At 71.6% G+C, this 14,457-nt stretch carries 13 protein-coding genes; 2 read left to right on the top strand and 11 right to left on the bottom strand.

Annotated features, from left to right (window positions below; all coding sequences use genetic code 11):
* Nucleotides 1-210: 210 nt before the first annotated feature.
* Genes ACE3O1_RS00470 through ACE3O1_RS00440 form a run of 7 tightly spaced genes read right to left on the bottom strand, consistent with a single transcriptional unit; the run spans nucleotide 211 to nucleotide 8,728 of the window.
* Nucleotides 211-1,911, bottom strand: a complete 1,701-nt coding sequence (locus tag ACE3O1_RS00470) for an alpha-amylase family glycosyl hydrolase (protein WP_374311317.1) — start codon at nucleotides 1,909-1,911, stop codon at nucleotides 211-213.
* The gene (locus ACE3O1_RS00465) at nucleotides 1,908-3,197 is read right to left on the bottom strand and encodes a glycoside hydrolase family 36 protein (RefSeq protein WP_374311315.1); all 1,290 of its coding nucleotides are present in this window, start codon (nucleotides 3,195-3,197) and stop codon (nucleotides 1,908-1,910) included. The genes ACE3O1_RS00470 and ACE3O1_RS00465 overlap by 4 nt, the downstream gene beginning before the upstream one ends.
* The gene (locus tag ACE3O1_RS00460) at nucleotides 3,194-4,285 is read right to left on the bottom strand and encodes a Gfo/Idh/MocA family protein (RefSeq protein WP_374311313.1); all 1,092 of its coding nucleotides are present in this window, start codon (nucleotides 4,283-4,285) and stop codon (nucleotides 3,194-3,196) included. The genes ACE3O1_RS00465 and ACE3O1_RS00460 overlap by 4 nt, the downstream gene beginning before the upstream one ends.
* Nucleotides 4,282-5,340 carry a zinc-binding alcohol dehydrogenase gene (locus tag ACE3O1_RS00455; RefSeq protein ID WP_374311311.1) on the bottom strand — a complete coding sequence of 353 codons (1,059 nt, stop codon included), beginning with the start codon at nucleotides 5,338-5,340 and terminating at the stop codon, nucleotides 4,282-4,284. Before ACE3O1_RS00455 ends, ACE3O1_RS00460 begins: the two co-directional genes overlap by 4 nt.
* Nucleotides 5,341-5,385: 45 nt before the next feature.
* Complete coding sequence (locus ACE3O1_RS00450) at nucleotides 5,386-6,306, bottom strand: carbohydrate ABC transporter permease (protein WP_374311309.1); 921 nt, start codon at nucleotides 6,304-6,306, stop codon at nucleotides 5,386-5,388.
* Complete coding sequence (locus ACE3O1_RS00445; RefSeq protein WP_374311307.1) at nucleotides 6,303-7,346, bottom strand: carbohydrate ABC transporter permease; 1,044 nt, start codon at nucleotides 7,344-7,346, stop codon at nucleotides 6,303-6,305. Before ACE3O1_RS00445 ends, ACE3O1_RS00450 begins: the two co-directional genes overlap by 4 nt.
* Entirely contained in the window at nucleotides 7,343-8,728 is a 1,386-nt protein-coding gene (locus ACE3O1_RS00440) for an ABC transporter substrate-binding protein (RefSeq protein ID WP_374311305.1), read from the bottom strand. Before ACE3O1_RS00440 ends, ACE3O1_RS00445 begins: the two co-directional genes overlap by 4 nt.
* A gap of 134 nt (nucleotides 8,729-8,862) precedes the next feature.
* Between ACE3O1_RS00440 and ACE3O1_RS00435 the strand changes: the two genes are divergently transcribed.
* Nucleotides 8,863-10,008, top strand: a complete 1,146-nt coding sequence (locus tag ACE3O1_RS00435; protein ID WP_374311303.1) for an ROK family protein — start codon at nucleotides 8,863-8,865, stop codon at nucleotides 10,006-10,008.
* 1 nt (nucleotide 10,009) lies between these two features.
* Nucleotides 10,010-11,128, top strand: coding sequence for a glycerate kinase (locus ACE3O1_RS00430; RefSeq protein WP_374311302.1), 1,119 nt, complete (start codon nucleotides 10,010-10,012; stop codon nucleotides 11,126-11,128).
* Nucleotides 11,129-11,238: 110 nt separating this feature from the next.
* Here the strand turns inward: ACE3O1_RS00430 and ACE3O1_RS00425 are convergent, their stop codons facing one another.
* From ACE3O1_RS00425 to manD, 4 genes are all read right to left on the bottom strand, one after another.
* Complete coding sequence (locus ACE3O1_RS00425; RefSeq protein ID WP_374311300.1) at nucleotides 11,239-11,520, bottom strand: GlsB/YeaQ/YmgE family stress response membrane protein; 282 nt, start codon at nucleotides 11,518-11,520, stop codon at nucleotides 11,239-11,241.
* A gap of 130 nt (nucleotides 11,521-11,650) precedes the next feature.
* Nucleotides 11,651-12,610: a sugar kinase gene (locus ACE3O1_RS00420; protein ID WP_374311298.1), complete on the bottom strand. Its 960-nt coding sequence runs from the start codon at nucleotides 12,608-12,610 to the stop codon at nucleotides 11,651-11,653.
* A complete protein-coding gene (locus tag ACE3O1_RS00415; protein WP_374311296.1) occupies nucleotides 12,610-13,269 on the bottom strand; it encodes a bifunctional 4-hydroxy-2-oxoglutarate aldolase/2-dehydro-3-deoxy-phosphogluconate aldolase in 660 nt (219 codons plus the stop codon). Before ACE3O1_RS00415 ends, ACE3O1_RS00420 begins: the two co-directional genes overlap by 1 nt.
* Nucleotides 13,259-14,457 (bottom strand): D-mannonate dehydratase ManD (manD, locus tag ACE3O1_RS00410; RefSeq protein ID WP_374311294.1); only part of this gene is annotated, 1,199 nt, incomplete at its 5' end. The genes manD and ACE3O1_RS00415, both read right to left, overlap by 11 nt.

The raw sequence follows: 14,457 nt of genomic DNA, 5'->3' as shown, positions 1-14,457 counted from the left end.
GCTCCAGAGTAGGCGGGTCGGCCGCAGGCTCCTGCACGCGGTGGCCCGGTTTCGCGAGGGGTGCCGGCCAGGCGCGGCCGGCACCCCCGAGCAGACGAGGCGCATCCCCCCGGATAGAACCTCGTCCTCCGAAGACGCCGGCATCCGGTAGCCGGCATCCATACGTATGAGGTCGCCGGGGCGCCGATCATGACGCGAGTGCGAACGGGATCAGCGAGTCGGGCGGAGCCACGCGAAGCCGAACGGCTCGAGGAGGAGACCCGCCACCTCGCGCTCGGACAGCACGTCGTACCCCGACAGCCCCGGCAGCACGACCACGTCGTCGCTGACGTTGACGGCGGCGACGATCTCATCGGGGGTGCCGGCTGCCCGGCGTACGACGAAGGCCCGCGGGTCGAGCTGCTCGACCGTCTGACTCGCGAACGGCGAGAAGCCGGGCAGCGATCGGCGCACCTCGAGCAGGCGCCGCAGCCCCTCGAGCATGCCCTCGCGGCGAGGCGAGGATCCGAGCTCGGCGGCGAGCCGGTCGGCGTCGAGCACCTCGCGGTTGATGCGGCGCGGGATGTCGCTCTCCGCCATGCCCTGCCGGTCCTGACCGGAGCCCAGGAGCGAGTGATAGTAGATCGCGGGCACACCGATGACCGACAGGAGGATCGCGTGCGCGGCGAGCCCTCGCACCACCGCCGAGGCATCCGGATCCGCGTCCGCCGGATCGACGAGGGCGTCGAGGTAGTTGGTGTTCAGCTCGTAGACGCCCTCCGATCCGTCGGGTCGGCGCGCCATCGACACGCGGCCCCCTCGCGCGAGGGTGCGCTCGACGAGGAGCGCCCGATCCTCGTCGGTGAGCAGGCCCTGCGTCGGACGGATGCCGATCCCGTCGTGGCTCGCGAGGAAGTTGAACCACGTCGCGGTGTCGCTGACGGGGCCGATGTTCGCCGCCCAGTCCGACAGGGCGCGCGCGCGACCGGTGACGAAGGCGTGCAGCACGAGGGGCGGGAGCGCGAACTGGTACACCATGTGCGCTTCGTCGGAGCCGTCGCCGAAGTACGTGATGTTGTCGGCGTGCGGCACGTTGGTCTCGGTCAGCAGCAGCGTGCCCGGTGCCAGCGCGTCCACGAGCACCCGCCAGACGCGGATGACGTCGTGGGTCTGGGGCAGGTGGATGCACGAGGTGCCGGACTGCTTCCAGAGGAACCCGATGGCGTCGAGTCGCACGGTCGTCGCGTCGTGCGCGAGGTAGCCCAGGAGCACGTCGGTGAGGTCGAGCAGCACCGCGGGCGTGCTCGGGTCGACGTCGACCTGATCGGGGCCGAACGTGGTCCACGCGTGCGCGACGGTGCCGTCGGACCGCGCGTACTCGTGCAGCAGCGGGGTGGTGCGCGGGCGCACGACGTGCGTCACGTCGAAGTCGGGGCCCGGCTCGAGGAAGTAGCCCGCGTACCGCGGGTCTCGCTCCAGCCATCCGCGGAACCAGGGGCTGGAACTGGACAGGTGGTTGGCGACGAAGTCGAGCGCCAGGGCGTGGTCGGCGCGCAGGTCGGCGATGTCGCCCCACGTGCCGAGATCGGGATTCACCTCCCGGTGGTCGACCACGCCGAACCCGTCGTCGGAGGTCCACGGGTAGATCGGGAGCAGATGCACGTCGGTCACGGCATCCCGCACGTGCGTCCTCAGCACGTCCGCCAGCGTGTGCAGCGGTGCCTCGCCTTCGCGCCGGAACGCGTCGCCGTACGTGATGAGGTACGCCGTGCCCTGATCGGGGTGCCCCTTGTCGGCGGGACCGAGCTGCGGCGCCCACCGCCGCGCGAGGTCCACGAGCGCCTCGAGCACCTCGTCGGCGGAGTCGGGGTAGAGCCCGGCGACCAGGGGCCGCAGCCGGTCGCGCAGGGCGTTCAGGTCGACGTCGGTCACCGCGTCTCCTCCTTCAGCAGCCGCCGGACCAGGTCGAGTCCGTGGTCGTCGAGTTCGGCGATGCGGTCCGAGAACCCGCGCAGGCCGGGAGCGGCGAGCACGACCTCGGCCCACTCGTCGCGGAGCGCGAACTCCGGCCTCGCCACGAGGCAGTCGGGATCGGTCGTCCACAGCCGGCCGTGCTGCCACGCGCGGGCCTCGAGCGACATCCGGCCGCGCAGGCCCTGCGATCCGTCTTCGCCGCCTTCGTGGAACGTGTCGGAGGCCACCCGCATCGCGTCGACGAGGCCGACGCTCGGGAGGATCGGGGCTCCGCAGCCGAGGAGGAAGGCATCCTCGCCCATGACCTCCCGGATGAGCGCGAGTCCGGACCGGTATGCCTCGATCGCCGACACGTCGTCGTGGCGGCGAGCGGGAACGGCCCCGGAGTAGAGGAAGTCGAGCTTGAGGTAGTCGGCCCCGAGGGCGCGGATGCCCGTGAACACCTCGGCGAGGTGGTCGCGCACGCCCGGATGCGTGAGGTCCAGGCCGATGAGGTCGTCTCCCCAGTTGTGCCCGGCGGGCCCGGTGAGCCATTCCGGGTGGCGCTGCGCGACATCCGACCGCGATCCGACCGAGAACGGCGCGAGCCACACTCCCGCGCGGCGGCCGCTGTCGCGGATCGCCCGGATGGAATCGCCCAGCGATCCGAACCGCGGGTTCGGCTTCGTCCACTCCCCCGTCCCCAGGCTCCAGCCGTCGTCGATCTGCACGACGTCGACGGGCAGGTCGAGCTCCTCGATCGCCCGCAGGTTCTCGGCGACGTCGGCTGCCGTCACCTCCTCGAAGTACCGGTACCAGGTGCACCACACCCGCGGCACCGTCCCGACGCGTGCTCCGGCCGCTGCACCGAACCTGTCGCCGAACCCGGTCAGCGCGGGATGTGCGCTGCCGGCGAGGGACGCGGCATCCGTCGTCCACTGCTGCACGGGCCCGTCGGCGTCCACGACGATCCCACCGGGTCGCCACCGCGCGCGGATCGACGGCACCTCGACGGAGGCGTCGAGCGTCGCGTAGACGCGCGCGGGCTCGCCGTCCCCGGGATCGACCACGAGCAGCCCCTCGCCCTGCAGGTCGTCGCCGCGCAGGGGCGCGCCGGGGCGGAACCGCATGGGGTGCTCCCAGCCCTCGGCGGGCCGGTGAGCGGGCGTCTGCCGTTCGTACCACGTGGTGGGGCTCCAGCTCTGCCACCCCTCGGTGTACACGCGGGCATCGGGCCCGACCGGAAGGTCGTCGACGACGGTCATGCTGGTTCGGCCTTTCGAGTGGGACTGAGATCGAGATCCGCCGGGCGCACGGGCACGCCGCCCGCCCCGGCCGAGGCCGCCGCGGCCCACCCCAGACGGACCGTCGCGAGGACGTGCGCCGCCGAGTTCTCGGGCTCGCGCCCGTCGGCGACGGCCGTGAGCAGCTCGCCCATCGCGCCGGCGAATCCGTCGGTGAACCACTGGCCCTCGAGCGCGAGAAGCTCGCGGGAGTCGCCGCGTTCGAGCTCGAGGAAGTCGCTGCCGAGCAGCACGCTTCCGCGGATCGTGCCCTCGGTGCCGTGGATCCAGAACGGACAGCCGCCGGACCGCGTGCGCGCATCGCCGACGATGCGAAGGGACGCGCTCGCCCCGGTCGACGTGACGAGCTGGATGCCGGCATGCCACGGGTTCCTCGCGTCGCCGGGCTGCCCGGGCACGCGAGAGTCCTGCGCGGTCACCGACACGATGCGGGAGCCCTCGAGCCAGCACCGGGTGATGTCGATCCAGTGCACGAGGTAGTCGGCGATGAGCATGTGCGGGACGTCGTCGAAAGGGGTGCCCGCCAGGGGCGGGAGCGGCTTGTCGTGCAGGTGCGTCACGCCGACGATCTCGCCGATCGCCCCGTCGCGCACGAGCAGCGTCGCCAGGCGCCAGGCGGGGGCCCACCGGGCGTTCTGGTTGACGGCCACCCGCACGCCGCGCTCGTCGGCACGCGCGAGGACCTCGCGCAGTCGCGGCAGCTCCGCCTCGTCCACGCTCAGGGGCTTCTGGGCGAGCACGTGCTTGCCGGCGTCCACGGCCGCCGCGATGAGGTCGAGCCGTCCGGCCGGGCCCGTCGCGATGTCCACGACCTCGACGTCCGGATCGGCGAGCAGCTCCGCGACCGACGCGTGGACGGCGCCGATGCCGAAGTCCGCAGCGAGCGCACGGGCGGACTCCTCCGTGCGCGAGGCGACGGCGACCACGGGGATTCCCCATGCGGCATATGCCGGCAGATGCGCAGAGCGCGCAATAGCCCCGGCGCCGATGAGGCCGACCCGTGCGGGATCGGAAGGGACGCTCGGTCGATAGTCGGGGAGGTCGGTCATCGGGCGTGCTCCGGCGCAGCCTCGAATCGCAGCACGGCCTGCAGGATCGCGGGGTCTCCGGCATCCAGTCGGCCGAAGACCTCGCCCACGGCGGCGGCGTCCACCACATCGCTCACGAGCGCTCCGGCATCGACCGTGCCCGCGGTGATGAGCTCCATGACGGTGCGGACGAGCCGCGACTGGTCCCATCGGCCGCCGAGTCCGACCGGCACGCCCGAGATCTGGCTGGCGACGATCCGCACGCGGTTGTGGTGGAACTCCTCGCCGAGGCGCAGGCCCGTCGCGCCGCCCTGATAGAAGCCGGATGCCGCCACCAGGCCTTCGACGACCACCGAGCGCACCGCCTCGTGCAGCGCCCGATCCGCGCCCGAGAGCTCGATCGCGCTGTCGGCGCCGCCTCCCGTGAGCTCGCGGATGTAGGCGCCCGCCCCGCCCTCGCGCAACGCGTCGATCGCCTCGACCGCGCCGAACTCCCTCGCCTTCGCGAGCCGGTCCGCCACGGTGTCGACGGCGTAGACGCGGCCGCCCGACAGGGTCGCCAGGCGCGTGGCGAGCAGGCCGATGACCCCCTGCCCGAAGATCGCGACCCGTTCGCCCAGTCGCACATCGGCGGCGAGCACCGCGTTCAGTGCGATCGAGCCGACGCGTGCGAAGGTGCCGAGGATCGCGTCGGCGCCTTCCGGCATCCGGCGCCATTCCAGAGCGGATGCCGGCAGCACCGCGTCGCTGCGGTGACCCCAGATCCCGTGCACGAGATCACCGGCCGACAGCGTCGTGACGTCGTCGGCGACCTCGACCACCTGCCCGACCTCGGAGTATCCCCACCCCTGGACGGGGTAGGCGAAGCTCGGCTCGCCCGGCCGGAACAGCCGCTGGTCGGCATCCCACGTCGCGTGGAGATAGGGGTTGGTGCCGCGGAAGGCGGTCAGCTCGGTGCCGGCCGAGATGCCGGAGTACCAGGTGGCGACGCGCACCGATCCGGCGACCAGCGGAAAAGCCTCGGTCTCGACGAGCTCGACGCGGCCGGGTTCGGTGAACTGGACGATCTGAGGCACGGGACGTGCGCTCCTTTCGGGTGAGGTGTGCGGGCCGCAGGCCGCTCAGCCCTTCTCGGCTCCGGCGGTGAGGCCGCCGACCAGGAGCCGCTCAGAGGCGAAGAACAGGACGATGATCGGCAGGGTGAGGATGACGGATCCGGCCATCAGGACAGTAGTCGGCACCTCGATGCTCCCCGAGAGCTGCGACAGGCCGAGCGAGACCGTCCACGAGTCGCGCTTCTCGACCAGGAACAGCAGGGCGAAGAGGAATTCGTTCCACGCGATCATGAAGATGAACAGGCCGTTGGACACCAGCGCCGGCATGGCCAGGGGGAGGCTGATCTTCCACATGGTCTGCAGGCGGCCGCATCCGTCGATGGCCGCCGCCTCCTCGAGGGAGACCGGCACCGTCGCGAAGTAGTTGCGCAGCGTGTAGATCGACACCGCGGCGACCTGCGAGACGTAGACGATCACGAGCGCCACGAGCGAGCCGCGCAGTCCCACCTGCGTGAAGAACACGAAGAGCGGGACGGCCAGGAGGATCGCCGGGAAGAAGTACACCGCGAGGAACAGCCCCGAGACCTGACGGCGGCCGAAGAACTGCAGGCGGCTCACCGCGTACGCGCCCGGGATCGCCACGATCAGAGTCAGCACGACCGTGCTGAGCGCGACCAGCAGCGAGTTGCGCATGAAGACGATGAAGCCCTGGCCTCCGTCGGAGACCGGCATGAGCACTTCGAGGTACGTCGAGAGGTCGAGCTCGTCGATCGAGATCCACAGCGCCCCCGGGTCCTGAAGGAGCGAATCCAGCGACCGGAAGCTCAGCAGGACCATGTAGTAGAAGGGGAAGACCGCGACCACGAGCAGCAGCACGATCACGATCGGCTTCAGGATCCGGAACAGCGCGTTCTCGAAACGGTCGCGGTTGAACCCGCCACGGGGCCGCGTGCGGCTCGTGCTCTTCTCGAGGGTCGTGGCGGTCATGCCTGCTCCTCCTGCCGGCCGAACAGCTTGAGGTAGACGCCCACGAGGACCGCCAGGATCGCGGCGAGCACGAGGGCCTGCGCGGCGGCCGCACCGATGTCTCCACGGGCGGTCATGTAGTCGAAGACCCGCACCGCGACGACCTGCGTGCCCGCACCGCCGCCGGTGAGCAGGTAGATGTCGTCGAAGTTGTTGAACGTCCAGATGAAGCGGAGCACCGTGAGCACCGCGATCGTGGGCAGCAGCTGCGGCCACAGGATGTGCCAGAACCGCTGGGTCGGGGTGGCGCCGTCGATGCGGGCCGCCTCGTCGAGGACCTCGGGCACGGCCTGCAGGCGTGCGGTGAGGAAGAGGAAGGCGAAGGGGAACGAGCGCCATGCCTCGAAGCAGATGACCGTGATGAGCGCGATGGGCAGCTCGACCTCCCAGCCGAAGATCGAGACCGGCAGCGATCGCTGCGAGAGGAACGCGACCGGCTCCTCCCAGCCGAGCACCGTCTGGCCGAACCAGTTGACGAAGCCGAACTGGGGGTTCAGCAGCGTCGTCCACACGAAGGTGGCGGCCACGACCGGCGCGACGTAGGGGAGCAGCAGCGAGGCGCGGATGAGGCCTCGTCCGCGGAAGGGCTTGCGCAGGGCGAGAGCCGCGATGAGACCGATGCCGATCGCCAGGGCGGTGCCGAACACCGAGTAGACGATGGTCGTCCACAGCGCCGTGAGGAAGCCCGGAGAGGTGATGACCTCGATGAAGTTGTCGAGCGTGTACGAGCCGAAGAGGCCCGTCTCGCGGATGTTGATGAGGCGCACGTCTTGGAACGCCAGCGCGATGGCCCAGACGATCGGGATGATGACCGCGATCGTGATGATGATCAGCGTCGGGCTGATGAGGAGGAGACCGGCCCGGTTCTCCTCCCGGCTGCGTCGCGACTTCCCCTTGCGGGTGGGGAGGACGTGCTCGCCGGGGCGCACGTCCTCCTCGTCGTCGCTCACGCCGGGGGGCGGACCGGAGAGGTCCGCACCCCCTGCGGAGAGCTGAGTCACTGGAGCGACTCCTGGACGGATCGCGCCGCCTCGGCCGCGGCCGCCGCCGCCTGCTCGGCGTCGCCGCCCTGGGTGACCTCGCTCACCGCGGTCGCGACGGGCTGCTCGCCCTGGAGCGCGCCCAGCAGATCGCCCTGGCCCTGGGGGATCGCCCAGCGGGCGATGTTCTCGGGGCCGGCTGCCACCTGCTCGAGGACCTCAGGGGTGTAGAAGTCCGACAGCGGCGCTTTGGTGTCCACGCCGGCGGGGAACGTCGCCCACGCGTCCGAGAACTGCGTCGGCGAATCGGCGGTCCCGAACCGCACCGGGACCTTGCCCTCGGGGGCGATCGCGATCCAGTCCTCGTAGCCGTCGCCCATCATGTACTCGATGAACGCCTGCGACGCCTCCGCGTTCGCTCCGTCGGTGATCGTCCACGACGTGATCTCGCCGAACTGGGCGGCCCCGTCGTTGTCGGGGCCGGCGATCGAGGTCACGACGCCGGTGTTCTCGGCGAGGAACGCGGGGTTGTCGGCGCACTCGGGGCAGTTCGGCATGGCGTCGGCACGCAGGCCCGCCATCTCGTCGAGGACGAAGCTCGACCAGATGAACATCGCCGCCTCGCCGGCGAAGTACGTGGCACGCGTGGTGTCGACGTCCTGGGCGCCGGGCACCGAGTAGTTCGAGATGAGGTCGCCGTAGAACTCGAAGGACTCCACGCACTGCGACGAGTCGAGCTCGATCTCGCCGTCGGCGTTGACGAGCTGGCAGTTGTTGCCGAGGGCGACCTGCTCGAAGGTCTGCTCGGTGAACGCGTCGCCCGGAGCGGTCGCACCGACGAAGCCGGCGAGCTCCGCCGAGTCGAGCGCGGCAGCGGCCTCGAGGACCTTGTCGTAGGTGTCGGGCGCGTCGAGCCCGGCCGCCTCGAACAGGTCGGTGCGATAGAAGAGCATCTGGAGCCACGACTCGCTCGGCACGGCGAGCTGCGTGTCGCCGTCGGCGGTGAGCTCGAGCGCCTTCTCGGAGAACGTCGAGGCGTCGAGCGCCTCGATGACGGCGCCGACGGCGTCGGTGTCGACGAGCTCGTTGGCCGAGAGCGTGCGCACCTGCGGAAGCGAGATGCCCCCGATCACGTCGGGCAGGTCGCCGGCCGCAGCCGACGAGGTGATGAGCTGGGCGAACTGGTCCTCGGCGACCGAGACGACTTCGACCTCGATGCCCGACTCGTCCTCGAAGGCGGCGACGATGTCCTCCGTCGCTGCCACGCGGTCGGGGAGATCCTCCTGCACCCAGAAGGTGATCGAGTCGCTGTCGTTGCTGTCGCCGCCGGACGTGCAGCCCGACAGCACGAGGGCTGTCGCGCCGATCGCGGCCAGGGTCACTGCTGTGGAACGGATCTTCACCGTGCGCCTCCTCGCGCTTCACGTGTTGCAGAGTGTTCTCAGCCGCTTCACCGCGACCGATATGTCTAGAAGTTAGATGCGTTTTGTCTAACTGTCAAGCATAATAGGCTGAGTAGCCAACGAAGGAGACGAGGATGCCCGGACCCGGCGACGTGCTGGAGCTCATCCGCGACCGCGGTCCCCTCACCCGCGGAGACGTGCTCGACATGACCGGGCTGTCCCGCATGACCGTCTCCACGCGCATCGACGCCCTCCTGGATGCCGGCCTCATCGTCGAGAAGGGCATCGAGCGGGTCACGGGCGGCCGCCCGTCGAAGCGCCTGGAGTTCAACACCTCCCACGCCGCGGTGGTCGCGGCATCCGTCGACACGACGCACACGACCGTCGCCCTCACCGACCTCGCCGGCCGCGTGCTGGCCGAGGAGCGGGTCGACGTCGCCGTGGCCGACGGCCCCGACCACACCCTGAACGCCCTCGCCGAGCGCGCGAAGGCGCTCCTCACGTCGACGCCGGGCGTGGAGCGGGTCGCCGCGATCGGCATCAGCGTCCCCGGACCCGTCGATCCCGACACGGGGCGCCCGAGCCAGCCGCCGATCATGCCGGGCTGGGACGCCTACCCGATCGCGGAGCACCTGGGCGATGCCCTCGGGGTCCCGGTGCTCGTGGCGAACGACGCCGACGCCGCGGCTCTCGGCGAGCAGCGCGTCGCGCACCCCGGATCGCGCTCGCTCTGCTTCATCAAGGTCTCGTCGGGTATCGGCACCGGCATCGTGATCGGCGGCCAGGTGTACCGCGGCACCGACGGCGGCGCGGGCGACATCGGTCACGTCAAGATCGCCGGCTACGACGACCTGGTCTGCCAGTGCGGCGCGCACGGCTGTCTCGCCGCCGTCGCCTCGGGCCGGGCGGTGGCCACGGCGCTGACGGCGCTCGGCAAGCCGGCGGCATCCGGAACCGACGTGGGCGCCTATCTCGCAGCCGGCGACACCGACGCCGCCCGCCTGACGCAGGAGGCCGGGCGGGTGATCGGCGAGGTGGTCGCGACCATGGTGTCGCTGCTGAATCCGGCCGAGGTGGTGCTGGGCGGGAGGATGGCGTCCGCTCCGCTCCTCACCGGCGTGCGCGAGACCCTCTACCCTCGGTCGCTCCCCCGCGCGACGCGGCACCTCACCGTCAGTCTCTCGACCCTGGGGGCCCAGGCGGCCACCGTCGGCCTCGCCGCGCTCGTGGTGGACCGCGAGTACTCGGCGGCCGCGGTCGACGCGGTGCTGAGCCGCTGACATGGGCGTCGTCGTCCTCGCCCCGGACTCGTTCAAGGGCTCCCTCGGCGCCGCCGACGCCGCCGCCGCGCTCCGCGCCGGCTGGGAATCGGTCGATCCGCGCGCCGAGATCGTGCTCCTGCCGATGGCGGACGGCGGGGAGGGCACGCTCGACGCCTTCGCGGCGGCTGTTCCCGGGTCCGTCCGGATGCCGGTGACGGTGACCGGCCCGGACGAGCGGGCGGTCGCGGCATCCTGGCTCCTCCTGCCGGGCTCCGCCGACGCGCCGCAAGGCACCGCCGTGGTCGAGCTGGCGTCGACGTCGGGCATCGAGCTGCTGGGCTCGCCGCCCGCGCTCCGCCCGCTCGACGCCGGCACCCGCGGGTTCGGCGAGGCGATCGCCGCCGCCCTCGGCCACGGAGTCTCGCGGCTCGTGCTCGGTATCGGCAGCAGCGCCTCGACCGACGGCGGCACCGGCATGCTCACGGCACTGGGGGCGCGGTTCACGGATGCCGCATCCCGGCCGATCTCACCCGGAGGCCGCGGTCTGGGGTCGCTGTCGGCGGTGGACCTCACCGGCCTGCCCTCCCTCCCGGCGGGTGGAGTGAACGTGCTCACCGACGTGACCAACCCGCTGCTCGGCGAGAGCGGCGCTGCGGCCGTCTTCGGCCCTCAGAAGGGCGCCGGGCCCGAGGACATCGCACTCCTCGACGCCGGCCTCGCCCGGCTGGCCGGGCTCGTCGACGTCGATCCGGCCGCGCCGGGGGCGGGGGCGGCCGGAGGCACAGGGTTCGCCCTGCTCGCGTGGAGCGCGACGCTCGTTCCGGGCGCCGACGCCGTGGCCGAACTAATCGGGCTGCCGCAGGCGGTGGCCGCGGCATCCGTCGTCGTCACCGGCGAGGGCTCGTTCGACGGGCAATCGGCGGCGGGGAAGGCGCCGAGCCTCGTGCAGGCGCTCGCGCGATCGGCCGGCGCCCCCGCGGCGCTCGTCGCCGGGAGGATCTCCCACGACGCCGACGTGTCAGGGTTCGCCCACGCCGTCTCGCTCACCGACCTCGCTGGTTCGACTGACGCGGCGCTGACCGAGCCCGCGCGGTGGCTCTTCGCCGCCGGGGCCGACCTCGCCCGGCGCTTTGCCTGAGCCCGACGCACGAGTGGTCAAAACACAGGAGTCGCCAAAACACGCCGCTGCTCAGCTGAGCGAACGGCGTGTCTTGGCGACTGCGCCCGGATGACCGGGCGGGGGGTGCGTCAGGTACGGCTCACGCCGCGGCGGCGCGAGACCATGACGTAGATGCCGAGCACGATGATCGCACCGAGGATCGATCCGATGATGCCCGCGGGCTGCAGGAAGCCGCCGTTCGGGTCGGCACCGAACAGCAGGTAGCCGAGGAAGCCGCCGACGAACGAGCCGACGATGCCGAGCACGATGGTCAGCAGGATGCCCATGCTCTGCTTGCCGGGAATGACGGCGCGAGCGATGAGTCCGGCGATGAGGCCGATGATGATGAGGCCCAGGATGGTCCAGAGCATGATGTCCTCCCTTTTGCCGCCCGTGGTGCCGGGCGGTAACAGTAGGACGTTAGCGGGAGGCGTCTGCGTCGCTCCGCCTATGGAAACTTCGGCCCGATAGGCGTATCATCGCGCGGCGCGCGTGCGGGCGTCACCGTTGGACGGGGTCTGCGCCGAACCCGAGGAAGCGCTCGACATCGCGCAGGGAGGGCGCCGCCTCCCAGTCTCCCGGCGTCAGGCAGGCCATCGCCCCGCACGCGTTCGCCCGCACGAGGGCGTCCGGCACGGCCAGCCCGCCGAGCAGCGCGCTCAGGTAGCCGGCCACGAAGGCATCCCCTGCGCCGACCGTGTCGACGGGCTCGATGACGAATCCGGATGCCTCGACCTCGCCGTCGGCGAGGAAGACCCTGGCACCGTCCGCTCCGAGCTTGCACACGACCTGACGCACGCCCGCCGCCAGCAGGGAGTGCGCCGCCGTTTCGGCATCCGCGCCGGGGAACAGCAGCGCCAGCTCCTCCGCGCCCCCGAAGACGAGGTCCGCGCGCTCGGCGATCGACCTCAGCAGCGGGCCCGCGGTCGTGGCACCGGCCAGCGCGGACCGGTAGTTGACGTCGAAGCTCACGGTGACGCCGGCGGCCTTCGCGCGGTCGACGGCGGCCTCGAGCGCCGCGCGTGCGGACGCCGAGATCAGGGCCGTGATGCCGGTGACGTGGAGCAGGCCGGCGCGCTCCACCCAGTCGTCGGGAAGGTCCCCGGCATCCAGCCGGGACCCCGCCGAACCCGCCCGGTAGTAGTGGACCGCGGTCGACGCCGCCGACGGCCGCTCCTTCACCATGAGGCCCGTGGGCGCTCCGGCATCGACGATGCCTCGCACGTCCACCCCCTCCGCGCGCAGCTCGCGGATCACGCGTTCGCCGAGCGGGTCGTCGCCGACGCGGCCGAGCCAGGACGACCGGACGCCGAGCCGCTGCATCCCGATCGCGACGTTGCTCTCCGCACCGCCGATGCCCAGCGCGAGCTGCGACGCGTGCCGGAGCGACCCGATCTCGGTCGTGCGGACGAGCGCCATGGTCTCGCCGAGCGTGACCACCGACGGCGTGCCGGTCGACATCAGTGCGCCGTCCTCGCGCACAGTGACACGAACGCCTCCGCCCGCGTGCCCAGCGCCGCCAGGTCGCCGCCGGCGAACGCGTCGCCGAGCAGCGGGCCGCCCACGCTCACCGCTGCGGCCCCAGCCGCCAGCCAGGCGGCTGCCCCGTCGAGGTCGACGCCGCCGGAGGGCACCGCCACGAGGTCGGGGAACGGGCCGCGCAGATCCTTGAGGTACGAGGCGCCCACCTGTCCGGCGGGGAAGATCTTCACCGCCGACGCGCCCGCCGACCACGACGCGAACAGCTCGGTCGGCGTGAGGCCTCCGGGCACGATCGGCACGGCGGCCTCGCGCGCCTGCGCGACGAGCGCTGCGGAGGTGACGGGTGTGACGATGTAGCGCGCGCCCGCGCCGATGGCGCGAGCGAGCTCGGCCTCGCTCGTGACCGTGCCCACGCCCAAGTCGACGGACGCGCCGTAGCGATCCGTCAGCGCCGGCAGGCGCTCGAAGGTGCCGGGGGTGGTCAGCGTCAGCTCGATGCTGCGGATGCCCGCCTCGACGAGCACGTCGAGCACGCGATCGTAGTCCTCCGCCCGCTTCGCCCGCGCGACGACGATCAGCCGCGCCTCGGCGGTCCGCTGCGGCAGCGGGACGCGGCCGCCTGCGACCTCACCAGTCATGGACGGTGCCGTCCTGCAGCCGGTTCACGGGGAGGTAGGCCTTGGTGTATTCGAAGGCCGATGCCGCATCCTCGTCCAGCTCGACGCCCAGGCCAGGCTCCTCACCGGGGTGGAGGAAGCCGCTGTCGAACGTGAACGAGGTGCGGAACACCTCGAGCGTCTGCTCGTTGTGCGGCATGTACTCCTGGATGCCGAAGTTGTGGATGGCGAGATCGAGGTGCAGCGCGGCGGCCATGCCGACCGGGGAGATGTCCGTCGGGCCGTGGATGCCCGACTTGATGCCGTAGATCGCCGCGAAGTCAAGCAGCTTCTTCATCGCGGTGATGCCGCCGGTGTGGGTCACCGCCGAGCGCACGTAGTCGATAAGCCGCTCGGTGATGAGGGTCTGGTAGTCGTACACGGTGTTGAAGACTTCGCCGATCGCGAGCGGCGTGGTCGAGTGCTGGCGCACCAGGCGCAGTGCCGACTGGTCCTCCCCCGGCGTGCAGTCCTCGAGCCAGAAGAGGTCATACGGCTCGATGTCCTTGGCGAAGCGGGCGGCCTCGATCGGCGACATCCGGTGGTGGCCGTCGTGCAGGACGCGCAGCCCGGTGCCGAAGTCCTCGCGGATGCGCCGGAAGACGTCGGGCATGTGCGAAAGGTAGCTGCGGGTGTCCCACGTCTCCTCGCTCGGCCGCCCATCGGCCGCGCGCTTGGCGGGCTCGTAGTCGTATCGCACGCCGGGGCCCGCGGAGGAGACGCCGTAGATCTGCCCGAGACCGGGAACCCCGGTCTGAACCCGCACCGCGGTGAACCCGAGCTCCTCGTAGCCGGTGATCGCGTTGGCGAGCGCCTGGTAGTCGGTCCCCGACGCGTGGGCGTAGACGCGCACGCCGGTGCGGCTCGCACCTCCGAGCAGCTGGTACAGCGGCATCCCGGCCTTCTTCGCCTTGATGTCCCACAGCGCCATGTCGACGGCCGCGATCGCCGCCATCGTGACGGGCCCCCGGCGCCAGTACGGGCCGCGGTACAGGTACTGCCAGGTGTCTTCGATGCGGTCCTCGTCGCGCCCGATCAGCATCGAGGCGACGTGGTCGCGCAGGTACGACGCGACCGAGAGCTCGCGCCCGTTGAGGGTCGCGTCTCCCCACCCGACGATGCCGTCCGTGGTCGTGATCTTGAGCGTCACGAAGTTGCGACCGGGGCTGG

Source organism: Microbacterium sp. (assembly GCF_041909575.1).
Taxonomy (GTDB): Bacteria; Actinomycetota; Actinomycetes; order Actinomycetales; family Microbacteriaceae; genus Microbacterium.
This window is presented reverse-complemented; position numbering and strand designations above follow the sequence as displayed.

Excerpts from the sequence above, each read along its gene's own strand:
- ACE3O1_RS00465 (WP_374311315.1), bottom strand. The coding sequence starts at position 3,197 with ATGACCGTCGTCGACGACCTTCCGGTCGGGCCCGATGCCCGCGTGTAC.
- ACE3O1_RS00460 (WP_374311313.1), bottom strand. The coding sequence starts at position 4,285 with ATGACCGACCTCCCCGACTATCGACCGAGCGTCCCTTCCGATCCCGCA.
- ACE3O1_RS00450 (WP_374311309.1), bottom strand. The coding sequence starts at position 6,306 with ATGACCGCCACGACCCTCGAGAAGAGCACGAGCCGCACGCGGCCCCGT.
- ACE3O1_RS00435 (WP_374311303.1), top strand. The coding sequence starts at position 8,863 with ATGCCCGGACCCGGCGACGTGCTGGAGCTCATCCGCGACCGCGGTCCC.
- ACE3O1_RS00430 (WP_374311302.1), top strand. The coding sequence starts at position 10,010 with ATGGGCGTCGTCGTCCTCGCCCCGGACTCGTTCAAGGGCTCCCTCGGC.
- ACE3O1_RS00425 (WP_374311300.1), bottom strand. The coding sequence starts at position 11,520 with ATGCTCTGGACCATCCTGGGCCTCATCATCATCGGCCTCATCGCCGGA.
- ACE3O1_RS00420 (WP_374311298.1), bottom strand. The coding sequence starts at position 12,610 with ATGTCGACCGGCACGCCGTCGGTGGTCACGCTCGGCGAGACCATGGCG.
- ACE3O1_RS00415 (WP_374311296.1), bottom strand. The coding sequence starts at position 13,269 with ATGACTGGTGAGGTCGCAGGCGGCCGCGTCCCGCTGCCGCAGCGGACC.